The 22,914-nt window shown below is 53.2% G+C and carries 17 protein-coding genes and 4 pseudogenes; 11 read left to right on the top strand and 10 right to left on the bottom strand.

Annotated features, from left to right (window positions below):
• The first annotated feature begins 9 nt into the window (after positions 1 to 9).
• Positions 10 to 1,164 (top strand): CaiB/BaiF CoA transferase family protein, encoded by a 1,155-nt coding sequence (locus tag OAN307_RS18215; RefSeq protein ID WP_044043990.1) that lies wholly within the window; start codon positions 10 to 12, stop codon positions 1,162 to 1,164.
• Positions 1,165 to 1,475: 311 nt separating this feature from the next.
• Here the strand turns inward: OAN307_RS18215 and OAN307_RS18210 are convergent, their stop codons facing one another.
• Genes OAN307_RS18210 through OAN307_RS18185 form a run of 6 tightly spaced genes read right to left on the bottom strand, consistent with a single transcriptional unit; the run spans position 1,476 to position 8,624 of the window.
• The gene (locus OAN307_RS18210; protein WP_015501045.1) at positions 1,476 to 2,846 is read right to left on the bottom strand and encodes an FAD-dependent oxidoreductase; all 1,371 of its coding nucleotides are present in this window, start codon (positions 2,844 to 2,846) and stop codon (positions 1,476 to 1,478) included.
• Complete coding sequence (locus tag OAN307_RS18205; RefSeq protein ID WP_015501044.1) at positions 2,833 to 3,693, bottom strand: isocitrate lyase/PEP mutase family protein; 861 nt, start codon at positions 3,691 to 3,693, stop codon at positions 2,833 to 2,835. The genes OAN307_RS18210 and OAN307_RS18205 overlap by 14 nt, the downstream gene beginning before the upstream one ends.
• On the bottom strand, positions 3,690 to 4,292 hold the full coding sequence (locus tag OAN307_RS18200; RefSeq protein ID WP_015501043.1) for a cysteine hydrolase family protein: 603 nt from the start codon (positions 4,290 to 4,292) through the stop codon (positions 3,690 to 3,692). The genes OAN307_RS18205 and OAN307_RS18200 overlap by 4 nt, the downstream gene beginning before the upstream one ends.
• The gene (locus OAN307_RS18195) at positions 4,289 to 6,355 is read right to left on the bottom strand and encodes a hydantoinase/oxoprolinase family protein (RefSeq protein WP_015501042.1); all 2,067 of its coding nucleotides are present in this window, start codon (positions 6,353 to 6,355) and stop codon (positions 4,289 to 4,291) included. Before OAN307_RS18195 ends, OAN307_RS18200 begins: the two co-directional genes overlap by 4 nt.
• Positions 6,352 to 8,061, bottom strand: coding sequence for a hydantoinase B/oxoprolinase family protein (locus OAN307_RS18190; RefSeq protein WP_015501041.1), 1,710 nt, complete (start codon positions 8,059 to 8,061; stop codon positions 6,352 to 6,354). Before OAN307_RS18190 ends, OAN307_RS18195 begins: the two co-directional genes overlap by 4 nt.
• A complete protein-coding gene (locus tag OAN307_RS18185; protein WP_015501040.1) occupies positions 8,058 to 8,624 on the bottom strand; it encodes a DUF4440 domain-containing protein in 567 nt (188 codons plus the stop codon). The genes OAN307_RS18190 and OAN307_RS18185 overlap by 4 nt, the downstream gene beginning before the upstream one ends.
• 140 nt (positions 8,625 to 8,764) lie before the next feature.
• Here OAN307_RS18185 and OAN307_RS18180 point away from each other — a divergent pair, with 140 nt between their 5' ends.
• The 7 genes and pseudogenes from OAN307_RS18180 (at position 8,765) to OAN307_RS18150 (ending at position 15,904) form a co-directional block, all read left to right on the top strand.
• A complete protein-coding gene (locus OAN307_RS18180; protein WP_044043989.1) occupies positions 8,765 to 9,580 on the top strand; it encodes a GntR family transcriptional regulator in 816 nt (271 codons plus the stop codon).
• Positions 9,577 to 10,974, top strand: a complete 1,398-nt coding sequence (gene leuC / locus OAN307_RS18175) for a 3-isopropylmalate dehydratase large subunit (RefSeq protein WP_015501038.1) — start codon at positions 9,577 to 9,579, stop codon at positions 10,972 to 10,974. Before OAN307_RS18180 ends, leuC begins: the two co-directional genes overlap by 4 nt.
• Positions 10,971 to 11,561, top strand: a complete 591-nt coding sequence (gene leuD, locus OAN307_RS18170; RefSeq protein WP_015501037.1) for a 3-isopropylmalate dehydratase small subunit — start codon at positions 10,971 to 10,973, stop codon at positions 11,559 to 11,561. The genes leuC and leuD overlap by 4 nt, the downstream gene beginning before the upstream one ends.
• Before the next feature lie 83 nt (positions 11,562 to 11,644).
• Positions 11,645 to 12,640 (top strand): TRAP transporter substrate-binding protein DctP, encoded by a 996-nt coding sequence (dctP, locus tag OAN307_RS18165; RefSeq protein WP_015501036.1) that lies wholly within the window; start codon positions 11,645 to 11,647, stop codon positions 12,638 to 12,640.
• Positions 12,641 to 12,699: 59 nt separating this feature from the next.
• The gene (locus OAN307_RS18160) at positions 12,700 to 13,206 is read left to right on the top strand and encodes a TRAP transporter small permease (RefSeq protein WP_015501035.1); all 507 of its coding nucleotides are present in this window, start codon (positions 12,700 to 12,702) and stop codon (positions 13,204 to 13,206) included.
• The gene (locus OAN307_RS18155) at positions 13,206 to 14,513 is read left to right on the top strand and encodes a TRAP transporter large permease (protein WP_015501034.1); all 1,308 of its coding nucleotides are present in this window, start codon (positions 13,206 to 13,208) and stop codon (positions 14,511 to 14,513) included. Before OAN307_RS18160 ends, OAN307_RS18155 begins: the two co-directional genes overlap by 1 nt.
• Before the next feature lie 377 nt (positions 14,514 to 14,890).
• Positions 14,891 to 15,904: pseudogene (locus tag OAN307_RS18150) on the top strand (IS110 family RNA-guided transposase).
• A gap of 833 nt (positions 15,905 to 16,737) precedes the next feature.
• Here OAN307_RS18150 and OAN307_RS30305 read toward each other — a convergent pair.
• Positions 16,738 to 16,926, bottom strand: a pseudogene (locus OAN307_RS30305) (IS30 family transposase); the annotation flags it as partial.
• Between the two features lie 52 nt (positions 16,927 to 16,978).
• Positions 16,979 to 18,174: pseudogene (locus OAN307_RS28350) on the bottom strand (IS3 family transposase).
• A 136-nt stretch (positions 18,175 to 18,310) separates the two neighbouring features.
• Between OAN307_RS28350 and OAN307_RS26900 the strand changes: the two are divergent.
• Together OAN307_RS26900 and OAN307_RS18125 are read left to right on the top strand one after the other, a co-directional pair.
• Positions 18,311 to 18,493 carry a transposase gene (locus OAN307_RS26900; RefSeq protein WP_015501033.1) on the top strand — a complete coding sequence of 61 codons (183 nt, stop codon included), beginning with the start codon at positions 18,311 to 18,313 and terminating at the stop codon, positions 18,491 to 18,493.
• 153 nt (positions 18,494 to 18,646) lie between these two features.
• On the top strand, positions 18,647 to 18,919 hold the full coding sequence (locus tag OAN307_RS18125) for a hypothetical protein (protein WP_015501032.1): 273 nt from the start codon (positions 18,647 to 18,649) through the stop codon (positions 18,917 to 18,919).
• A gap of 157 nt (positions 18,920 to 19,076) precedes the next feature.
• Here the strand turns inward: OAN307_RS18125 and OAN307_RS18120 are convergent.
• Positions 19,077 to 20,505, bottom strand: a pseudogene (locus OAN307_RS18120) (IS3 family transposase).
• Positions 20,506 to 20,769: 264 nt separating this feature from the next.
• On the opposite strand from OAN307_RS18120, the gene OAN307_RS18110 reads away from it, so the two are divergent.
• Positions 20,770 to 21,468: an endonuclease/exonuclease/phosphatase family protein gene (locus OAN307_RS18110; protein WP_015501031.1), complete on the top strand. Its 699-nt coding sequence runs from the start codon at positions 20,770 to 20,772 to the stop codon at positions 21,466 to 21,468.
• On the opposite strand, the gene cls is transcribed toward OAN307_RS18110, so the two are convergent.
• On the bottom strand, positions 21,465 to 22,913 hold the full coding sequence (gene cls / locus OAN307_RS18105) for a cardiolipin synthase (protein WP_015501030.1): 1,449 nt from the start codon (positions 22,911 to 22,913) through the stop codon (positions 21,465 to 21,467). The two genes, OAN307_RS18110 and cls, sit on opposite strands and share 4 nt — an antisense overlap.
• Between the last annotated feature and the right edge of the window lies 1 nt (position 22,914).

Genomic DNA, 22,914 nt, shown 5'->3' with positions numbered 1-22,914 from the left:
GCCTTATTGATGACCGACGGCGCGCCCCTCAAGGGTCTTAAAGTAATCGAATTAGCCCGAATTCTGGCTGGTCCTTGGATCGGTCAGACATTGGCGGACTTGGGTGCCGAGGTAATCAAAGTCGAAGCCCCCGAAGGTGACGACACGCGTCGCTGGGGCCCGCCGTTTGTGCAACGCCAGCTGCCCGATGGCGGCACGGAAAAAGTTGCCGCATATTTTCATGCAGCCAATCGGGGCAAGACGTCAGTTACCTGTGACTTTTCAGATAAAGAAGATCTCGACAAGTTGAAGGCGCTCATCGCAAACGCTGATGTGCTCGTAGAAAATTTTAAAGTAGGCGGCTTGCAGAAGTTTGGCCTTGATTACGACAGTCTATCTACCCTGAATCCTCGCCTTGTTTACGCCTCCGTCACTGGCTTTGGTCAGTCAGGCCCGCGCGCGACACAGCCCGGCTATGACTTCCTCATTCAAGGTATGTGCGGCATCATGGACCTAACAGGCGAACCTGATGGTCAACCTCAGAAAGTAGGCGTCGCTTGGATCGATATTTTTGCCGGTCTTTATGGGGTGATCGGTGTCCAAGCCGCACTCGCAGAACGCGACCGCTCAGGGAAAGGCCAACATGTTGACCTCTCCCTACTCGATTGCGGAGTCGGCGTTCTGGCCAACCAAGCCGCAAGCTTTCTACTCGGTGACCAGCTGCCCACGCGCTTGGGCAACGCTCACCCCAGTATCGTCCCCTATCAGGTGTTTCCCACCGCCGATGGGCATTTAATTATCGCATGCGGCAATGACCGACAATTCGCAGCGCTTTGCTCAGCACTTGGTGTGGATAAGCTCTCTAAAGATCAGGCATATGCAACCAACCCCGCACGCGTCGAAAACCGCGATACGCTATGCAATCTCATTACCGATCGCACCGCAACCTACCCCAAAGAAATACTGATCGCCCTACTTGAGAAAGCTGGAGTTCCAGTCGGCCCAATAAACACCGTCGCAGAAGCACTCTCTGACCCGCAAACTCAAGCGCGTGCTATGCAAATAGCACCAGAAGGCATCCAAGGTCTTCGCACACCGATTATTTTTTCCCGAAGTGAGCTGAGCCTTGAAACGGGATCACCTTGCCTTGGACGAGGAGCGTTCCATTTCAAAGACGCGACTTAGATCCTACCCTCTCAGAAACGATTTCGTTTAGCGAGGATCCGTTGCGTTCGTTTGCCTCGACTAGATGATTGAGGCTGCCCAATTGAATTAGGAAAGCGCAGTGTGCTCGAAGCATGTCGGGGAGGCGATGCCAAAAGTGAATGGGCACTTATTGACGTAGTGCTTATTGAACTTTCAAATCCACCGCCCGGCCCCGCAAGCAATGATCAATTTAACATGCCCACTCTCCAAAGTCGAAATGCAGGGTAGTGACATTGCTAAAAGCCTCCACACGGGTGGTGAAGCGACAAGAGATGAATGATCCCTGTTGTCTAACCACGCCCCGCTATAAAGCCTAAGGTAACTGCAGCAAGCAAGCCGTTGCCTGATAAATAACCGCTATCACCTTTTCCCGAAACGCCACAGGCGGCACCGCCAGCGGCGAACAAATTCTCAAACTGTCCACCGTCTTTAAGTCGTACTGCGGCGCTTGCAGGTATAATGTCTAAACCGCCCTGCGTATGAAATAGTGCGCCAGTCACTTTTACCGCGTGAAAGGGAGCAGAAAGGCGGGGTTTGCCTGCCCAGACCCGACCAAAGGCATCAACCCCTTCAACGGGAACATCAACAACAGCTTGAACAAGTGCTGCAGTCGGAAGACCTGCCATAACGGCAAGTTCCTCGAGCGTTTCCGCGGTCATCACAGCGCCCTGCCGCTCGGCGGATTTGAAATCTTCAAACTGCCGCGCAACTCCTGCAATCCTACTATCAAAGATTGTCCAGGCCGCCCCATCAGGCTGAGACAAAACAGCACGCGCTGCCTCTGAGTAGCCTTGGCTTTCATTCCAAAAGCGGTTTGCATTCACATTCACCTGAAATCCGCCTTCTGTGATAGTGGCCCAAGTAATCAAGATACCGTGAGGGTGAGCCACGTTACCGTGCCCTTGAAAGGCGCCAAGATGGCGTGTCGCGGCCCCTAGAGCGTCTCCCCATGCAATTGCCTCACCTCTATTACCATCATGACCAAACCATACAGCGTTGTCGATCTGAGGCATATGTTTCGTGACCATCTCCCGATTGCCGCCATATCCGTTACAGGCTAAGATCAGTCTATCGCATCCTACCGTTTCGGTCTTACCATCTGGCAGAGTAAGTTCTGCCCCATACACTCGATTCACCGCTGCATAGAGCCGCAAAGCACGTCGGTTACAGATCAGTGGAATATCTAGTGCTTCGATGCGTGATCGTAGCGCGTCAATCAACTCTTGTCCGGACCTAGAGGGCAGACCATGCATGCGCCGTCGTGCGTGGCCAGGATAATCAAAATCAGTTACCAAGGAAAAAGGCAGGGCGTGAGTCTCTGCAAGCCATTCGATAACAGGTGCCGCCATCTCGGCCATCACAGTAACGAGGCAAGCGTTGTTTTCATCATGTGCCTTAGCCTGAATGTCTTTGACAAACTGAGCCGGTGTATCAGTTATTCCAGCGGCCTTTTGTAACCGAGTGCCTGCCGCCGGAATTAACCCGGCGCTCAACGCGGTAGAGCCTGTTGGGACGGCATCTGCCTCGATCAACAAGACATCTTGGCCAGCCTCATGGGCAGAAAGTGCAGCAACCATACCGCAAGCCCCTGCGCCGATGATCAAAGTGCCAATCTGTATATCAAAGCTGGTGGGAGGGGGGGCTACATCAGGACTTTCCATCAAAACGTTCCCCGAGTGCTATCATTTCAGGTGTGCCTATCGCTGTATTTAGCCCATCAAAATCGTGCATTTGGTCGGAAAAAGACTTATTAGAGCCAGTTTTTTTTAAACTTGCGTAATAATTCTGCGCGGTTTTTGCGAGGGCGCGTACGATCCCGCCAGGAAAGATCACGACATCGTATCCCATGTCTTGTAAAGTGCTGGCAGATGAGATCGGAGTGGTACCGCCTTCGACCATATTTGCAAGCAACGGCACTCGTCCTTTAAAATTATCAGCGATTTTTTTTAACTCACCACTGTCGCGAGGTGCCTCAATGAACAGCATATCTGCACCTGCATCGATATAGGCTCCAGCACGTTCAATCGCTGCATCAAAGCCTTCGACGGCTATCGCATCTGTACGCGCAATGATCAAAGTGTCATGACGTCGTGCGTCGACCATAGCTGAAATCTTACCTGTCATTTCTGCAGATGATATTAATGATTTGTCGGAAAAGTGGCCGCATTTCTTTGGGTAAACCTGGTCTTCTATCTGTAAGGCTGATGCGCCTGCACGTTCATAGCTTTGCATTGTGCGCCGCGCGTTCAAGGCATTTCCAAAGCCAGTGTCGGCGTCCATGATCACGGGAAGATCCGTACGATCCGCAATTAAAGCCATTGTATCAGTCATCTCTGACGCTGTTGTCAGCCCAATATCAGGCCGACCAAGCCGAGTATAAGCAACAGCAGCACCTGAAAGATACAGCGCCTCAAACCCTGCGTCAGTAGCAAGTGCTGCGGTCAGCCCATCATAGACACCTGGAGCAATAAGAATTTGTGGTCTCACCAACCGATTGCGTAAGGTCATGCGATACCACCAATCGTATCGATTGCTTCTGCGCAGGTTAGTATATCTGTCACTGATCCAAGAGATTTCAGCGTTGCATCGTGCATGTCGTCTTTAAAAGCGGCACAGCCATCGCTGAGCAATACGGTATGAATATCGCGCAGATGTGCATCGCGTACGGTGCTCGCAACGCCACCATTGGTGACGATACCGCCAATGATCAGCGTATCAATTTTCATAGCGCGTAAAACATATTCGAGCCGAGTCTGGTAAAATGCGGAATAGGCTACTTTTTCAATTGTGAAATCAGCTGGCGCTAGGGTGTCGGTAAGGGCGTGCCCAAAACTACCGGGGGCAAAGTCACCCTTTGTTAGAAAGGGGCGTAGCTTTTGCAAATGCGCTGCTATGAGTGGTACGCCATCGCGTCCAGGCACCAATGTGAATTGAGCTGATATAAATATCCCACCCGCCTCTATTAGAGCCGCTTTTAAGGGTGCAATCCGGTGCGGAAGAGAAAGGATACTCTCCGCTCCTTGGTCAGCGCGACCATACGCTCCTTTGGGGTGCAAAAAGTCGTTTTGAAGGTCGATTGTCAGCAAGGCGGTCGTAGAGGGGGTCATAAGGCAGCTCTCTCAATCAATGTGTTACCAAAGGCGTCAACTTTTCCAATAAGACCGGGCTCAATGAGCACGGTTGTGTCGGGTTGTTCGAGGATTGCAGGCCCTGGGATTTCGGCGCCAACGGGTAAATCGAGCCTGTTATAAAGCCTTGTTTCAAACCAGCGGTCTGCAAAATGAACTTGACGGGTTCCTTTGAACGCGGCCTCAACACTACCACCCTTGGGTGCGAGGGTTGCGAGATCAAAGCGTGGGCGCCGCCCAATGATTGCCGACCTTAAATTAATCACACGGCGTGTACCTTTTTCCAAGAGACGCCCATAAGTTGAACTATAAGCGGCATCGAAGGCAGCAGTAATTTCGTTTTCAGTAGGTGCCACAACCTTCCCGCCTGCCACCACCACTGGCAGGGGGACAGATACGGTATGGGTTTGTCCCAAATAGGACATGTCGAGTGTAAACTCTGTATCACGCCCTTCAAAATGCGTGCGAGCAGCATCTAAAGTGGCAAAGCCACTGTCAATATGATTTTGCATGAAAGAAGTTAAGGTTTGGAGGTCGATGCCTGTTAGGGCTGCGTTGATTGTTTGGACGAAATCTTGCCGCATGTCTGCTATCACGCAGCCCATGGCAGAGGTCACGCCAGGGTAGCGTGGTACGATAGCGCGTGCGAGACCAACTTCTTCCAGCATCGCCCCTGAATGCAGCGCACCTCCACCACCAAACGGCATAAACGCAAAGCGCTTTGGGTCAAATCCACGTTCAATAGAGACTAATCGTAGCGCACCAGCCATTCGGCTGTTGGCAACACGCAAAATGGCTTCGGCTGCTTGCAAAGCATCAAGGTTCAAGGGTTTGCCGACATGTTCCAATATAGCGGATTTAGCAGCTTCAACATCAAGCCGATCTAGCTTGCCCCCGATGGGGTTTTCGGGGTCGATGCGTCCTAGAACCACGTTAGCGTCAGTGACCGTGGGTCTTGTGTTGCCCTGACCATACGCAACAGGGCCAGGGGTAGATCCGGCGCTTTCGGGGCCAATGTTTAGCAGCCCGCCTTTGTCGACCCAAGCTATGGAGCCGCCTCCGGCACCAATTGTCGTGATTTCGATCATAGGTGACCTGATTACCATGCCAAAATCGACTGAAGTCTGTGGTGAGAGCATAGACTGGCCCTTGGCGATGAGGCTAACATCAAATGACGTTCCGCCCATATCGCCGGTGATCACATCCGCAAAACCCGCGGCTTCAGCGATGTAACCCGCAGCGATGACCCCTGCAGCTGGACCCGAAAGGGCTGTGCGCACGGGCAGTTTTGCGGCGGATTCTACATCCATGACGCCGCCGTTGGATTGCACAAGCATAAATTCACCGGCAAAACCGCCATCTTTCAACGCAGTCTCTAACCGAGCAAGGTAGCCAGAAACCTCAGGCTGTAGGTATGCATTTAGAGCAGTGGTCGAGAAGCGTTCAAATTCGCGAATTTCAGGTAAAATCTCGGACGAAGCCGAAACATGAGCATTGGGCCAGATGGCGCGTACGGCCTCCACGGCAAGACGTTCATTTTTAGCATTGGCATAGCTGTTTGCAAACAAGATTGCGCAGGCGAGGCATCCATCATCAATGAGTTGCTGAGCTGCTTTGCGCACGCTTTCCAAGTCTACAGGGGTGCGAATGGTACCATCAGCAAGGGTGCGCTCAGACACCTCAAGACGTAACGAACGCTCTACGATGGGGGTAAAATCTCCCCGAAGGCCCCACGTGCGTGGTCGGTCACGTCGGCGCATTTCCAGCACATCGCGCAGTCCCATAGTGGTGATTACGCCTATGCGTGCGCCCTTGCGCTCAAGCAGGGCGTTGGTCCCTGCGGTGGTGCCATGAACGACCACAGATACGGTGGAGAGATCCTTGACGCGTGCGCTGATGCCAGACAGAAAGCCATCTGATTGGTCAGGCCGCGTGGTCGGCACCTTGGCCACCTCAGCAATGCCAGTCGCCTCGTCCAATACGAAAATATCTGTGAATGTGCCGCCGACATCGACGCCAATCATTCGGTTTGAGCGAGTCATAAGGACACCTCTTTCCAGGCTGGGCCATAGTTTTGAGTGGCGTTACTGTCCGTCAGCAGCCCTCCAGCGACATCGCGTGCAACATCTGCCGGGTCGCGTTTCGCCGCAGGGCCATATCCTCCTCCACCGGGGGTATCGAGCCGCACTGATTGGCCACGCTCTAGTTTAATCCCAACCATTTTGGAGGCCATAGGCGGGTTGTGCCAGCCATCTGCCTGCTCGTAGGAAAATACATTCATTGCTGCTTCAGCGCCGCCAGCGGCGCCCTTGGGGGCAAAGCGGCCACGCTCACCAAATAGAAATGCTGTAGCAGATTCTTCGAGCACCTCGATTTCATAAGTGGCGCCCATGCCACCTCGGTGCATACCCGCACCGGCGCTGTCGGGGCGCAAGGCCCATTGTTTGAACATGATAGGGTAGGCTGCCTCAAGAATTTCCATTGGGGGTATAGTGGCGGTAGAAATAGGCGCGTTGCCGTGGTTCAGACCATCACTTTCAATTGATCCGCCATGTCCGCCACCGTAAAAGCTGAACATGACCCAAGGTTGGCCATCGGCGCGTTTACCCGATATGGAAAGCGCATTGATCGTGCCATAAGCGTTTGCAACAACGCGGTCTGGCGCTGCATGTGATGCTGCCGCAAAGATGACGTCAACCATGCGCAAAATGGTCTCTGTGTAGCCGCCAACGGGAGCAGGGAAGGGGGCGGACAGAAGCGACCCATCAGGAATTTTAACATCGATTGGGCGCATGACACCTGCGTTTGCCGGTAAGCTGGGGAAAATATGCTTGATCGCGACATAGGCTGTGGCGACAGCAGTTGGCAGGGCGATGTTGACTGGGCCGGCGCAGCGGTCAGCGGTGCCAGCAAAGTCTAAGGTCATGCGGTCGCCCTTAATCTCGAGCGCCACTTTAATCTTCAAAGGCACGTCAGTAATGCCATCATTATCAAGAAAATCTTCTGCCTCCCACCGTCCATCAGGCAGGTCCACCAGTTCGGCGCGCATCAGCGTTTCAGCGCGATCTTGCAAGGCACTCAACGCAACGTGCACGGTGTCGGCACCGTATTCGCCCAGCAGTTCGTCGAGCCGTTTGACGCCCAGATCAAGCGCTCCAAGTTGGCCGTTCAGATCCCCTTGAGCCGATTGTGGCAGGCGAGTGTTGCGCATCAGGATATCGACAATGTCAGTCTGGATCGTGCCAGCCTTTGCAAGGCGAACGGGGGGCAGCACGAACGCCTCCTGAAAAGCATCTGTTGCGGCGGGGTTATAGTTCCCGGGCACAGCGCCACCCACATCATGCCAGTGCCCAACAGAGGCAAGGTAGCAAAACAGTTTGCCTGCATAAAAGTAAGGTCTAACAAGGCGCATATCGCTTAGGTGGGTTCCGCCAAGGTGGGCATCATTGAAGATGTAGATATCGCCATCTTCCAGATCACCATTTTGTGCGGCCTTATCGATGACCGCTTTTACGGCAAAAGACATAACACCCACAAAGATTGGCAGACCTGATTTGCCCTGCACCAGTGTATCACCCGATATGGCATGGTAGAGCCCGTGGGACGCGTCATGTGCTTCGGCGATAATCGGGTTGAAAGCGGCGCGAAACAAAGTTGCATCCATCTCGTCTGCAATCTGCTCCATCCTGCCAGCAAGAACAGCCAGCGTAATGGGGTCAATTTTTTGCGGTGTTGGTTTTTGAGTCATGAATTGGCCTTTGTTTCTGCGATGTCATTCCAGACGTCCTGACGGGTCAGGTGGGCATCGGTCACTTCGAAGCGGTCGATGAAGCGGATGCCGTCAAAAGCTTTGCCATCCGGCCATTCGCCGGACAAGGTGCCATGGCAATATACCACTGCAGCATCGCCGGGTGTTTGTACGGCTTCGAACCCGGAGTAGGACTTGGTGATGAAATTATAGCGTGGCTTGGCCCAGTCAATCATTTGTTCCAGCTCGGTCATGGGTTCTGTCCCAGGGAAGGTCATAGTAAAGCCTGCACCCAGCACGCTGCGGGCAGCATCGATATCGCGGACTTCCATCGCCGACAGATAGGTTTGTACTAGCTTGATCGGACATGGCAGAGCGGCTGCAGGTGTACGATGCTGACCGCCCCGCATATAGCCTGCGGGCTCAAGTTCGTGGATCATTACGGTAACTGCTTCAGGCGGGGCCGGGACCACAATCCGTACCGCATGGGTCAGCGCTTCGCACAGGCGTAATTTTTCGATGTCATCATAGCCGTGCATCACGTGCAGTTCGATAACTGGCATAGAGTCCCCCAATAAAATCTGTATTTTCTATAATACAGGTTATTGGATATTGATAGGTCAAATATTTTGCCTTTTGTAGGATAGATTTCTTGCTTTTAGAAAATCTGTTGTTAGGATCAGATGGAATTAGAGGGGCAAAGGTGGCGCAATTATCCAGCATCAAAAAGTCGAAAGGACTGCCCGGAGGGGGCAAGGCGCGGCGCATTTATTTACACCTGCACGAAGAAATTATGCGTGGCGTGTATGCTGCAGGTGCTGTTTTGCCCGGTGAGCAGAAACTAGCAGTCACTCTTGATGTGTCGCGTGTCACCGTTCGGCGTGCGCTTGATGCCTTAGAGGGTGACGGGTTGGTCGAGCGGCGCGCAGGGTCTGGTACAACTGTTTGTGCCCCCAGGCCGCAGCCGTCGATGGTAGCCGATTTCAGCACACTGATGCCGCAATTGGTTGAGATGGGGCAAAATACGACTGCGCGGCTTTTGTCTTTTAGTTATGGCGTAGCACCGGGCGGCGTTGCACGAGCACTTGGTCTTGATCCGAAAGCCCGCGTTCAAGCTGCAGTACGCTTGCGTCTGGTGGAGGGAGAGCCATTTTCTCATTTGACCACTTGGGTGCCAGAAGGAATTGCTCAGAATTATACTGAGGCTGAGCTGGCCACAACGCCCTTGTTTCGATTGCTCGAACGCTCAGGCGTGAAAGTTGTTGCCGCGCACCAGTCCGTCAGTGCCACGCTGGCTTCGCCCGAAGTAGCAGAGGTTTTGGGCGTAAGTATTGGATCACCTTTGTTGTCGCTAGACAGGGTTGTGCGTGATGCGAGCGAGCAGGGGGTTGAGTACCTCTCAGCGCTATACCGTCCTGATATGTTCCAGCTTGAGATGTCGCTAAGCCATGTGGGCGCTGGTAAAACCCGCCATTGGGAACCCGTAATCAACCCTACTCGTAAAGAAGCTGCAGAATGACTACGCCGCAAACTCTGTTTGCCAAGCTTTGGTCCGCACATGAGATTATGCAGCGTGGGGATGGGACAAGCTTGCTGTGGGTCGACCGGCATCTGGTGCATGAAGGCTCGCATCACGCCTTTGCCAATCTTCAAAGTCGTGGCATGAAGGTCAACGCGCCTAATCTGACATTTGGTGTGGTTGACCACTACGCACCGACCCGCACCGGTGATGTTGCCCCGGATATCCGCCGGATGATTGATACACTGGGGTACAACGCGAAAAAAAACGACATCCGACTGTTTGATCTGTGTGACCCTGGGCAAGGTATTGTTCATGTGATTGGGCCAGAACAGGGGCTGACCTTGCCGGGTTTGCTGATCAATTGTGGTGATAGCCACACCTCGACCCATGGGGCCTTTGGTGCGCTGGCATTTGGCGTCGGGGCAACCGAAGTAGCGCATATTTTAGCAACTCAAACGATCTGGCAACGCCGCCCTAGAACCATGTGTATCAAGGTGAACGGCACGCTTGGCCCCGCTGTTACAGCCAAGGATCTAGCGCTTTATTGGATTGCAAAGCTGGGTGCCGACGGGGCGCGGGGCCATGCGATTGAATATGCCGGTACCGCGATTGAGGGGCTGAGCATGGAAGGCCGTTTGACCTTATGCAACCTCAGCATTGAAGGAGGTGCGCGTTTGGGACTGATCGCACCAGATCAGGTGACATTTGAATACGTCAAGGGCAGGAATTTTGCCCCGACGGGCACTGATTGGGATGCGGCATTGACTGATTGGCAGGCCCTGCACAGTGACGAAAGTGCTGCATTTGACCGAGAAGTGACTATTGACGCATGCGAAATCGCTCCAACCGTGACATGGGGTACCTCACCTGAAGATGCCCTTCCAATTACGGGGCATGTGCCCGATCCTGCTACATTGTTTGGGGCCAAGCGCGAACATGCGCGTTTGGCACTTGAATATATGGGCCTTGACGCAGGGATGCCGATCGACACTGTTAAGGTCGATCAAATCTTTATTGGCTCCTGCACTAACGGCCGAATTGAGGACTTGCGTCTGGCGGCAAAGGTCTTGTCAGGACGCAAAGCATGCATACCAGGCCTGGTGTCGCCAGGTTCGGCAGCCGTCAAAAAGCAGGCAGAGGCGGAAGGCCTGGCACAGATTTTCGTTGGCGCTGGTCTGGAATGGGCCGATGCGGGCTGTTCAATGTGTGTGGGGATGAATGGCGATCTGGTAGCAGCAGGCAAACGGTGTGCGTCTTCGACCAACAGAAATTTCAAGGGCCGCCAAGGTCGTGGTGCGCGCACTCACTTGATGAGCCCTGCTATGGTTGCCGCTGCCGCAGTAACTGGGCATCTCACGGATGTGCGCCCCCTTTTGGAGGGACGTCTATGAGCGGCTGGACAAAGATTGCGGGTCGCGCCGTGGCGCTGGCTCAAGCCAATGTAGACACCGATCAGCTGATCCCAGCGCGTTTTATGTCGACGACGCGTAATAAAGGCTACGGGGGGTTCCTGCTTCATGACGCCCGTCAAGACGATGCAGACCATGTGCTAAACCGGCATAAATGTGTCGATATTCTGGTGACGCGCCGCAACTTTGGTGGCGGATCCAGCCGTGAGGCCGCAGTTTATGCGTTGGTTGATTTTGGTGTAAAAGCAGTTTTTGCGCCCAGTTTTGGGGATATTTTCCAGAGTAACGCGGTGAACAATGGACTGTTGCCTGCGGTGCTGGACACCGCAGAGATTGAGCTGCTGATAGACTTAATAGGTGACAAAGATGTGGTCGCAGAGGTTGATTTGTCAGTGAGCCGCGCGGTGATTGGCGGGCATGTCGTCCCCTTTAATCTAGAACCTGTTTGGCAGCAAAAATTGGTGAATGGGTGGGACGATATCGACCTCACAGCGCAGTATAACGAGCAGATAGCTGAGTTTCGCGCCGCACGACTCGTGGCGCATCCGTGGGCAATGCCCACATCTTGAGACGGTACTGTGCCCTTCGTAGGCTGGTACCAAAACCAAAAAGGGCGTCAGGAAGACACCCTATTAACTTGGAGTAAGACCAAATGAGACAGCATATTATTGGTGGTATCCTTGCCACAACAGTCCTGACGTCTGCCGCCTTTGCGGAAGATACCATCACAGCCGTTCATGCGTTTCCTGAATTGCTGATCTACACGCAGTCATTTTTGGAATTTGTCGACAAAGTAAATGTCGCTGGTGAAGGTGTGGTCCAGATCGAAGTGCGTGGAGGGCCAGAGGCTATTGGTATGTTCCAGCAGCCTGATGCTGTGCGTGCCGGTGTCGTTGATATGGTTTATACGCCTGGTAGTTTTTACGCTGGTGCGCTGCCCGAAAAAGACGCGCTGGTCACGTCTAACCTTACAGCTGTCGAAACCCGCGCCAATGGCGGGATTGAGCTGATCGATCAGATTCACCAGGAAAAGATGGGCGTGAAGTACCTTGGTTGGTTTGATTCTGGCGTCTGCTATAACCTTTGGACTCGTGATGCACCAACGCTGGATGCTGAAGGCAATCTGGATGTATCTGGCCTGAAATTGCGTGGTAACGCTGTGTATAATGCGTTCTTCACTGATTACCTTGGTGCCCAAGTAATCGACCTGCCCACTACTGAGGTCTATTCCGCGCTTGAGCGTGGCGTAGTAGATGCAACCGGCTGGACCCAGATCGGCCTGATTGATCTAAAGTGGAATGAATTTCTGAACTACCGGATCGAGCCATGCTTTTTCTCAACCGATTTGGGTACGATTGTGAATCTTGAAAAGTGGAATTCCTTGTCAGAGGAGTCTCGGACAATTCTGCAAGACGTTGCAATCGCCCATGAGGCCGAAAGTGCTGCAAAGCTGGGAGCAGTGCGCGACGAAGATTTTGCGGCGCTTGAAGCGGCAGGTATGCAAATTGTTACGCTGGAAGGGGATGCAGCCGCTGCCTTTCTGACAGCAGCGACTGAAAGTACGTGGGACCGCATGAAAGGTCTGATGGCTGAAAGCCCTCAAGGTGACGGTAATTTCGACACGCTGATTGAGCTATTCTACAAATAATAAACCAAAGGCGGCGCAGCAAAACACTGGTGCGCCGCACCACGCAAGAAGGGCAGGACATGGAACTGGTGGGCAAACTATATCAAGGGTTCCTTTATGCAATGGCAGGGATTGCGGGGCTTATGCTTGTCTGGCTGATGATTTCAGTCATCATGTCGGTCGTGATGCGCAATGCCGGACTGCAACCATTTGCCTGGCTTTTTACCTCATCTGAATACGCGATCCTTTACATGACCATGCTGGGAGCACCGTGGCTGGTACGTGAAAAAGGCCATGTGCATATCGAACTGGTCACAGCCGCATTACCGAGCAGAATGCGCAGGATCGTGAGCCGACTTGTTGCTGCAGCCTGCGTTACTGTCTCTTTGATACTAGCGTGGAAGGGGGCTGAGCTTTTCATCAGCAACATCGTGCGCAACGATCTGGATGTGCGCGCCTACTACTTTCCAAAATGGATACTTACTATCACGTTTCCAGTTAGTTTCGGCCTGATGGCCATCGAATTTTCCCGCTTTGTCTTTGGTCGTGATCTGATGCATTCCGGAGAAGCAGGGATACACGAATAATGGAATGGTTTGAATCGCTGGCCCTGCTGCTCGGGTCTGTTCTTGTTTTGATGGCGGTTGGCATGCCCGTGGCGCTGGCCTTTCTTGCAGCCAATATCGTGGGCGCCTGGTTCTTTATGGGCGGTGCCAAAGGGATTACGCTGCTGCTGAACAACGGGTTTGGAGGGCTGACTAACTATGCTTTGGTCCCGATACCGCTGTTTTTGCTGATGGGAGAGATCTTCTTTCACACAGGGCTTGGCGCGCGGATGTTTAATGCAATCGACCGTCTGCTGGGTAAACTGCCGGGGCGGTTGTCTTATGTTACGGTTCTTGGTGGCACCGCGTTTTCGACCTTGTCCGGGTCATCGATGGGATCCACCGCGCTTTTGGGCAGCTTAATGGTGCCGGAGATGACGGAGCGTGGATATAAGAAACATATGTCCATTGGGCCAATCCTGGGTACGGGTGGTTTGGCAATCATCATTCCACCGTCTGCCCTTGCTGTTCTTCTAGCGACACTTGCGCGGATTGATGTGGGTGCGTTGCTGATTGCGGGCATCATTCCCGGGTTGATATTAGCCAGTTTCTATATCGCAACGATTTATGTGCAGACCAAGATCGATCCATCGGCGGCCCCTGCCTATGATGTCGAAACCCTTAGCTTTGGGCAGAAAGCACGGTTGCTCTTTGGTGATGTGCTACCGATGTTGTCCGTCATGGTTCTGATCGTGATCGGTATGGTCGGTGGCTTAATCACTCCGTCTGAGGCAGCGGCGTTTGGCGCACTTGGTGTACTGATTTTGGCGGTGTTGTTTCGCTGCCTGACCTGGGACTCGATGAAAAAATCGGTGGTTGGAGCGTTGCGGGTGACGCTGATGGCTTATTTGATCGTGTTTGGCTCTGCTACGTTCAGCCAGTTGCTGGCCTTTTCTGGCGCCTCAAGTGGGCTAATCCGCTGGGCAATTTCGTTTGATCTGGCACCTGTTGCAATGCTGCTGGTGATGTTTGGCGTGTTGTTGCTGTTAGGTATGTTCATGGAGCAGATTTCAATGATGCTGCTGACTGTGCCTATCTTTTTTCCGTTGGCTGCAACGCTGGGGTTTGACCCGGTCTGGTTTGGCTTGATCATCTTACTCGCGCTTGAGATCAGCTTTACCACACCACCGTTTGGCTTATTGCTGTTCGTGATGAAGGGGGTAGCGCCAAAAGACACGACGATGCGCGAGATTTACTTGTCGGCATTTCCCTATATGGGATGCTCGATGCTGCTGGTGTTCTTGTTGATCGTGTTTCCACAACTGGCTCTCTGGCTTCCTGGAATGTGATAGAAGTTGCATCTGAAGACTGTCAATAAGGCCAAGAAGGCATCGCAATTCCAAGGGTTGTTCACTGTGAAGGGTGACTATGTTTGGAAGTAAAGTTTGTGATCGTTGCAAATGTTGCCAAGCGTTGCCGGCAACATAACTTCATCACGGTTATTTATCTCCGTTGAACATTAACATTTTTCAACAGGGGCGAACATGATGCGTGCGGTATCGGTTTCGTAACCCTTTCATGACGCAATCGCGCTGCGCTTTATGCCTTTATCAAAAAGAACAAAGGGAAGTTGTCAATCTGATGGGGTGGATGGCTTCTGCTCCAACCGACGTCGCAATGCGTCATACTGCAGATGTCACAAACGGCAAATGAGAGGAGCCACCCCATGCAAGTTACAACAATCGGCCTCGACCTGGCCAAAAACGTTTTTCAAGTTCACGGGATCACAGAAGACGAAGAGGTCGCCTTCAACAGGCCTTTGAGACGGGCACAGCTGTTGCCGTTCTTCTCCAAGATTGAGCCCTGCCTGATTGGTATGGAAGCCTGCAGCAGCGCGCATCATTGGGCCCGGGAACTCACGGCGTTGGGCCATGATGTTCGGCTGATCCCGCCGATATATGTCAAGCCATACGTCAAACGCGGGAAGTCTGGCGCCATCGATGCCGAGGCCATTTGTGAAGCGGTAACGCGTCCGACGATCATTGCCGGCAGGTGAAGCTTGCATTCACCGAGAGGGCGGTTTGTTGCGATAAAAACCGTTGAGCAACAAGCTCTGCTGTCGCTGCATCGCGCACGGGCTCTGCTTGTCCGACAACGCACCCAGTTGATCAATGGCTTGCGTGGTATGGTCGCTGAGTTCGGCGTTTACATCGCGAAGGGCCTCGCGCGGGTCATCGGATTTGCAGAGGATATTTTAGTAGGCGAAGTGCTAGATCTGCCCGAGATTGCCAATGAGGTGATCCATAACCTGTGTGAGCACCTCGTGGCACTTCACGCCCGAATCCGGTGGTATGAAGAACGGCTCAAGCTGGTCGCCAAGGAAGATGCGACAGCCTCGGCAATCATCGCCAGCATTGGTGACGGCCATCAGTTCCGCAATGGCCGTGAGTTTGCAGCATGGCTGGGTCTGACGCCTGCAAACAAGTCCAGCGGCGGGAAAGAGAAACTGGGGCGCATTACGAAAATGGGTGATCAATACTTACGATGCTTGCTCGTCGTCGGCATGACATCACTTGTCCGACAGACCAAATCCCACCCGGAGCGCGCCAGCAAATGGCTGATATCGCTGCTGGAACGAAAACCTGCGCGCGTCGCAACAGTCGCTATGGCCAATAAAACGGCAAGGATTGTCTGGGCGGTCCTGACCCGCAACGAACCATACACACCCCACACAGTTTGAGAGACAAAGGAACAACGAGTTAGCAAGACCTGCGAGATGATGGTGCATAAGTCTGCCGCCAAAATCAAGACACCCCGCCGAATGGTTCGGGCATTAAAGCCCGCAAAGCTGATAGGGACTTGGTTTTCGGAATCCATCAGGGCCAGCGGTCAAAAACCGCGCAAACAGGCCCCTCTCATTGATTGCCTTGCAATCAACTGCCGGGCAGCGGGAACACATGACTGCTTCTGACAAATGCACAAATCTGATCAAAAATGTCTTCCTATGCAGGAGCCATCCACACATGACCTTCGCTGCATTTGCGAGGTGCCAGAAACCAGCCATCCTGCAGCAATACGCGGTAGAAACTGGATTAACCGAATGATTTGCGTGACCACCTCAAGAGCTGTGGTAGCGCACATCATTGCAAATCAGGTGCGCCACTACCACCCCCTACGGGGGGGTGAGGCCGTGATCTCAAGAGTTTTTATCAAACTGATCCAGCACTTGATACTATTTCAAAGTTTTTAGCCGTGCTTCCGCGGCACCGCGCTCAAGGGCATCTAGGCAAACGCCTCGCCCCAACCACGTATAGACGAAAGGTTTTCAGCCTAAATAAATGCGTTTGCGTTCAAAAAGTCCAATTACATGTGCTGGAAAGCTGACGTAGTCCGGTTTCCAATCCGCGAATGTCAAAGATAGCAGTCACGGGGTTTTTACCGTATGGAATTGTTTGCACAACCAGCCTCTCCTCGCCAACCATTCGCTTGAGTAAATCGCCAGCCCAATCTGGATAGAAAGTTGCCTTCCGGTCGGTCGAAAGGTTCCATCTTTGCTCTTCGGCCTGCTTGGATTCAAGATTGAAGTGCGACGATTAATTTAATGGCCGTAAGTTCTTCGGCCATGGCTTCAGCGGGAGTTCTCGATCCTAGTGTCTTACGAGGCCGGTCGTTCATCAGGCGTGCGACGTCGTTCAGGGCGGTTTGACTGAGGCAGCCCAGGTCAGTTCCTTTCGGGAAGAACTGGCGTAGCAATGAAGTGGTCCTGCTTTTCAGGACAGGTATGTGGCTTGGCTAAGATGCATCTGATTTATGTTCATGCCGCTTTTCGTATCTCCGCATGGCCAAAGTATGCGATGTCCGGTGTTCGCTTATCAAGGGCCGTGTGAGGGCGTTCTGAGTTGTAGAACCCAATCCATGTATCGATGATCCGTTTTGCTTGGAACCCATCGGTGATTTCATGCAAGTAAGCGGCCTCCTGCTTCAGGGATCGCCACAGACGTTCGATGAAGATATTGTCGAGATAGCGGCCGCGTCCGTCCATTGATATTTTGATGTTGGCTTCGGTCAAAGTTGTGATCCAACCCGCGCCAGTGTATTGGCTGCCCTGGACGTGTTCATGATCTCTGGCTTGCCGTATCGGGCGATAGCCTCCTCCAGCGCCTCAACACAGAAGCTAGCATCCAGCGTATTTGAGAGCCGCCAAGTCAGCACTTTTCGCGTTGCCCAGTCCATGATCGCCACCAGATATAAAAAACCATTCTTGACGGGTATGTAGGTGATGTCGCTGCACCAGACCTGATTGGGTCGGGTGATTGCCAACTTTCTCAGCAGGTATGGATAAATGCGGTGCTGTGGGTGCTTCTTGCTGGTGTTCGGCCCCTTGTAGATGGCCTACAACCCCCTCTCAGCGATGCTTTGCATCGCCTGCCGGGCAAGGCATGATGTTCATCAGGCGACGAACACGATGCCGACCCGCAGAGAACCCTGACTGGGGCAAATAGGCTGCTATCTGTCGGCTGCCAAAGAATGGATATTTCGTAAATATCCGATCAATCTCATGCATCAGCTTAAGCGTCTCAGCATTCACCCCAACTGGTGTGTAATAGATCGACGAACGGCTGATCTTGAGCAGCTTACACTGGCGCGTCAGGCTCAGTTTTGTGTTCTCTTTGCGGACCATCTCGCGGCGTTTTGATGGGCTCACCCCGGTGAATTCGCTTTAGCGAAATAACCTGTCTTCAGCCCTTGTGACAAAAAAACGTTCTCCACCGCTAACTGACCAATCTTGGCGTGCAGCTCTTTAATCTCACCGGCCTTGTTCTGAGCCTTTTTGACCTTGTCGGTAAAAACCCCGGCCATGCCTTCGATCGCCTGTCGTTTCCATGTGCTCACCTGGGTTGGGTGGAGCTGCCGCTTGGCCGCAATCTCCTGAACCGTCTTGTCACCGCGCAGCGCCTCAAGCGCCACAGTAGCTTTAAAGTTGTCTGAAAAGTTCCGTCGCTTTGTCATCCTCGTATCCATTCGTTCGTGTTGGATACATCTTAGCACGCTGTCCAGTTTTGCCGGACCACTTCAATCGAGAGGTGGTCGCGGGAATTCGGACCAGTAGTTAAGGTGGATCAACTTGTGAAAGAGATGATCCAAAATGACGAAACGAAAGAACCATTCGCCTGATTTCAAGGCCAAGGTTGCGCTTGAAGCGATCCGCGAAGAAATGACAATGGCGGAGTTATCGAAAAAATACGGCGTGCATCTATTACCGGCAGGTGTTTGCTTGCAAACACTGAGAGGCTACGCAGATTGGGACTTGGAAGCGCGCCGCGATTAAGAATATGGCTGCGGGGTTTTCTAAACGAGGCGGTGATCCAGCGCAGGTCGATGACGCCGCGATAGACAAACTTCATTCCACGATTGGTCAGTTGGTGGTGGAGCGCGATTTTTTGAAACGCGCCTGGGATCGTTGAGCAAGGATCGCAGGCAGATGTGCATTGAAAGAAACCATCCGAAGGTCAGCGTGCGGCGGCAATGCCAGATGCTGTCGCTGGCACGTTCAAATCTGTATTACGCTCCAAAAGGCGAGAGTGCTGAGAACCTGCGGTTCATGGAATTGATCGACAAGCAGTTCTTAGAAACGCCATGGTATGGATCTCGGCACCCTCTCATGCATACTCCGTATGCACTGCCGGGCAGTGAATGGCACGACACATGCAGCGTCATGGTCACACATGGGGTCGCCATCGCGTTCGCCGCCTGATGCGATTGGTTCCTATTTATCAGACGCCAAACACGAGCAAGAAACACCCCCAGCATAAGATTTATCCTTACCTGCTTCGGGGGTGTACGTCGTCAGGGTTTTTGGCACCAAAGGCGGCTTAAATTAAGAGAGCGTTCGGCTCATCTGGTTGGTTTCATTATGTGGCGTGCAGGCTGTGATGCAAGCGGCGCGCTTCGAGTGTCTTTCGTTTGATCCTTTCCCTTTGTTGTAGAATGGCTTTGTCACGGCCGAAGTAGACGTCAGACGGCGTGACGTTGTTCAGACTCTCGTGGAAGCGCTGGTGGTTGTAGTGATCGACGAATGCTTCAATTTGGGCTTCAAGATCACCTGGCAGGAAGTAGTTTTCCAAGAGGATGCGGTTCTTCAAGGTTTGATGCCATCGCTCGATCTTGCCCTGTGTTTGCGGATGATATGGCGCGCCGCGAGAATGCTTCATGCCTTTCCCTTGCAACCACTCAGCCAGGTCACCGGATACGTAACTGGATCCGTTGTCGCTCAGCAGCCGTGGTTTGTGAACGACGTGAACCTGATCACAGCCGGACGCCTTAAGGGCCAAGTCGAGCGTGTCAGTCACGTCCTCAGCCCGCATATTGGTGCAGAGTTTCCACCCTCTCGGGACATTGCTGCGCAATACCCTGCCGGGCAGCGGAGATGATGTAACGGCTGTAATCGTCTAGGATCGTACTGAGATAGAACCAGCCCCATCCCAGAACCTTGAGATAGGTGAAGTCAGTTTGCCAAAGCTGGTTGATCGCTGTGGTTTTGTCTTTGAACGCACTGGCGGCTTTCATGACGATGAAGGCTGGGCTGGTGATCAGGTCATGCGCCTTCAGCATACGGTATACGGAAGCCTCTGATACGAAGTAGCTTTCCTTATCTGTGAAGGTCACTGCCAGTTCACGCGGTGACAGTTCTGTCTCTTCCAGCGCAAGGTCCACAACCCGACGTCGCACCTCGTCAGGAATACGGTTCCAGACGTGCTTTGGCTTGGGAGATTGGTCTTGCAAGCCAGCCTCACCACGCTGCCAATACCGATCATACCAACGGTAGAATGTGGTGCGTGGAATGCCGAGCTTGGCCAAAGTCAGGCGGGCCGGCAGATGCGACCCCTCGACCAGCTTGATGATCTCCAGCTTCTCTGATGCGGGATACCTCATTCGTGGTCGCCCCCACCGTCGAACATGCTTTTTTTGAGCAAGCGGAGTTCAAGTGTTTGCTCCGCAACGACTTCCTTCAGATCACGTGCTTCACGGCGCAGATCCTTCACCTCGTCGGTTGTGGCGGCGCGGGCGGTATCGCCCGCAAGGCGCTTCTTACCGGCCTCCATAAAGTCCTTGGACCATTTGTAGTAGATGCCTTGGGAGATGCCTTCACCCCTCTCGTGCATGTAAACATGCACTGCCGGGCAGTGGACGACACAGCTCGGCAATGCTGTCTTCCCCACGCAGACCGTCTAAGACGATCCTAATCTTCTCTTCAGATGAATAATGATTGCGGGTCGCCCGTTTGATATCTTTGACGATCTTCTCACCCGGGCTTTTGCGTGTTCCAGTTGTCTGTCTCATGTCCCACTCCTCTGTGGTTACGATGAGCCAACAACACTCTCTTATCAAATATGCCTATTTGGACCCAGAAGCGCTGACGTCAGACACCACGTGCTTCAATCCCGCCCCCCGTCAAAACGAAGAGCCTAGCAGGACAGGCCAATCAGCCTATCTGCAGCCGGATAATCCAGCCGCTAAGTGGTGCAGTATTCCACCGGCGTTCTCAATCGGGTTGGGGAACTAGCCCTATGTTGTTGTTGCGCCAGACTTGTTATGGGATCAGCCATGTCTGAGAACGCGTTCACACTCACCAGTTATAATATCCGTAAAGCCATCGGGCGTGATGGCAAACGTAATCCTGAACGGATTCTTGACGTGTTGAACGCGGCGGTGGCAGATATTGTTATCCTGCAAGAGGCGGATTTCAGGTTTAAGGGCAGGCGTGCGATCTTTTCGACCAAAGATTTGTTTGAGCGCACGGGGCTTAGCGTCATTGACGTAGCGCCAGACCATCCCGGGCTTGGCTGGCACGGGAACATGCTGCTGGTGCGCAAAACTGTTCGCGTGACATCAGTACACCCGATACCCTTGTCAGGACTTGAACCGCGCGGTGCTGTTGCCACACAGCTGGAAATAGGATCGCAAAAGCTGAATTTAATCCATGCGCACCTTGGGCTTGTGCCGCGTCACCGCAGCCGTCAGGCACAGGACCTGGCAGCCCACATCGACCCTTTGCAACCCACTGTGCTGGCAGGCGATCTGAACGCGGCTGGCAAAGCCCCACCGAGCCTTTCGCCGATCTATGCTTGTCTAAGCGAAGTTGCCCTTGGTCCCAGCTTTCCGACGCGTTGGCCGATGATCCGGTTTGACCGGATTTTTCACAACAGCGTATTGCGGTTGGTGGGTGCGCAGGTCCACGACAGCGCGCTGGCGCGACAGGCATCAGACCATTTTCCAGTCTCGGCGACGTTCGCATTTCGCTAAAGCAAGGGGGACGCAAGCCGCGCCAGACTGTCGCGAAACCGTAACAATCGGCCACGGCGCTTATACTGGGTCACGTCAAAGGCCACACAATCAGCGAGATCATTGTGAAATGCGACAACCAGTTGCTGCGCCACGTGTTTGTCATAAATCACGGCTGTGAGTTCGTAATTAATACTAAACGATCTAATGTCCCAATTTGCCGACCCGATTGAACTGACTTCACCATCGACACAGACCGTTTTGGCGTGCAGGAACCCGGACGTGTAATGGTGCACTTTGACCCCCGCACGCGCCACTTCGATGGCATAGGTATTCGCAGCCCAATACGGCAAAAACTGCCCTGGACCTTTTGGTGAAATCATCACCTGCACATCGACACCTGACCGCGCCTTGAGCTTTAGCGCCTCGGCCAATGTTTCATCCAGAATGAAAAACGGTGACTGGATCAAGACCTGCGTTTTGGCAGAGACGATCAGTTCGAAATAAAGCTGCCTGATCGCGGCGTATTCGGTGTCAGGGCCAGACAGGCAAATCTGGATTGGCAAGTTGGCTGCGTTATCGTTCTGCGTGACTGCGGGAAAGAGGGGGCCCAGATCAAGGATCTCGTCGGTTGCATTGGCCCAATCGATCAGGAAGACCGATTGCAAAGACCACACAACGCTGCCGGTTAGCTGTATATGTGTGTCGCGCCACCGCGCAAAACCGGTTGGTGGATCAAGGTGCTCGTCCCCGATGTTCAGACCGCCCGTAAATCCGGTGATGCCGTCGATCACAGCAATCTTGCGGTGATTTCGATAAGATATTGTGTGGATGCGCCACAGCGCGGAGAACGGGCGTATCTCAATCCCCGCCGCGCGCGCCTTGAGCAGATAGCGCCAGCCTAGACCCGGAAAGCTGCCAACCGAATCGTACAGGATACGAACGGCGACGCCTTGCGACACTTTCTTGGTCAAGACGGCCAGCAGGCGATCCCCAAATGCGTCACCGTTCCAGATATAATAGCTTAGGTGGATCGACGACGTGGCCTGTTTCATCGCCGCAATAAGGGCCGGATAGGTTTGTGTCGCATCCTGTAGAACTGTGATCTGGTTTGATGTGGTAATGCGTGAATTTGCATTGGAATGGACCAGCGTCGCGACCCGCGCAGTCGTGGGGTTTTCCGCGTTCAGACGGGTGAGTGCTGCGTCATGTTGATCGCGCACGTCTTGCAACAGCCCGTGTATCTGTGCTGGCGCGTCCTGCTCTTTTACCTGAAACTTACGTACAAAAGCCTTGTAGCCGCGCCCAACGAACAAATAGATGACCAATCCCAAGCCTGGCAATATGATGAAAAGCAGCATCCAAGCGAATGAGGATTTTGGCGCGCGGTTTTCGGAGATCAGAAAGATCGAAACGACGACGACATAAGCGCCAAAGACGAATTGCAGAAGGGTCGGTGTGGGCATG

It is taken from the genome of Octadecabacter antarcticus 307 (assembly GCF_000155675.2).
Classification (GTDB): domain Bacteria; phylum Pseudomonadota; class Alphaproteobacteria; order Rhodobacterales; family Rhodobacteraceae; genus Octadecabacter; species Octadecabacter antarcticus.
Note: the sequence above shows the minus strand (reverse complement) of the source record. Positions and strands in the feature narration are given on the sequence as shown.

Coding starts and splice junctions, on each gene's coding strand:
- OAN307_RS18215 (WP_044043990.1), top strand. CDS start 10: ATGACCGACGGCGCGCCCCTCAAGGGTCTTAAAGTAATCGAATTAGCC.
- OAN307_RS18210 (WP_015501045.1), bottom strand. CDS start 2,846: ATGGAAAGTCCTGATGTAGCCCCCCCTCCCACCAGCTTTGATATACAG.
- OAN307_RS18205 (WP_015501044.1), bottom strand. CDS start 3,693: ATGACCTTACGCAATCGGTTGGTGAGACCACAAATTCTTATTGCTCCA.
- OAN307_RS18200 (WP_015501043.1), bottom strand. CDS start 4,292: ATGACCCCCTCTACGACCGCCTTGCTGACAATCGACCTTCAAAACGAC.
- OAN307_RS18195 (WP_015501042.1), bottom strand. CDS start 6,355: ATGACTCGCTCAAACCGAATGATTGGCGTCGATGTCGGCGGCACATTC.
- OAN307_RS18190 (WP_015501041.1), bottom strand. CDS start 8,061: ATGACTCAAAAACCAACACCGCAAAAAATTGACCCCATTACGCTGGCT.
- OAN307_RS18185 (WP_015501040.1), bottom strand. CDS start 8,624: ATGCCAGTTATCGAACTGCACGTGATGCACGGCTATGATGACATCGAA.
- leuC (WP_015501038.1), top strand. CDS start 9,577: ATGACTACGCCGCAAACTCTGTTTGCCAAGCTTTGGTCCGCACATGAG.
- leuD (WP_015501037.1), top strand. CDS start 10,971: ATGAGCGGCTGGACAAAGATTGCGGGTCGCGCCGTGGCGCTGGCTCAA.
- dctP (WP_015501036.1), top strand. CDS start 11,645: ATGAGACAGCATATTATTGGTGGTATCCTTGCCACAACAGTCCTGACG.
- OAN307_RS18160 (WP_015501035.1), top strand. CDS start 12,700: ATGGAACTGGTGGGCAAACTATATCAAGGGTTCCTTTATGCAATGGCA.
- OAN307_RS18155 (WP_015501034.1), top strand. CDS start 13,206: ATGGAATGGTTTGAATCGCTGGCCCTGCTGCTCGGGTCTGTTCTTGTT.
- OAN307_RS26900 (WP_015501033.1), top strand. CDS start 18,311: ATGACGAAACGAAAGAACCATTCGCCTGATTTCAAGGCCAAGGTTGCG.
- OAN307_RS18125 (WP_015501032.1), top strand. CDS start 18,647: ATGTGCATTGAAAGAAACCATCCGAAGGTCAGCGTGCGGCGGCAATGC.
- OAN307_RS18110 (WP_015501031.1), top strand. CDS start 20,770: ATGTCTGAGAACGCGTTCACACTCACCAGTTATAATATCCGTAAAGCC.
- cls (WP_015501030.1), bottom strand. CDS start 22,913: ATGCCCACACCGACCCTTCTGCAATTCGTCTTTGGCGCTTATGTCGTC.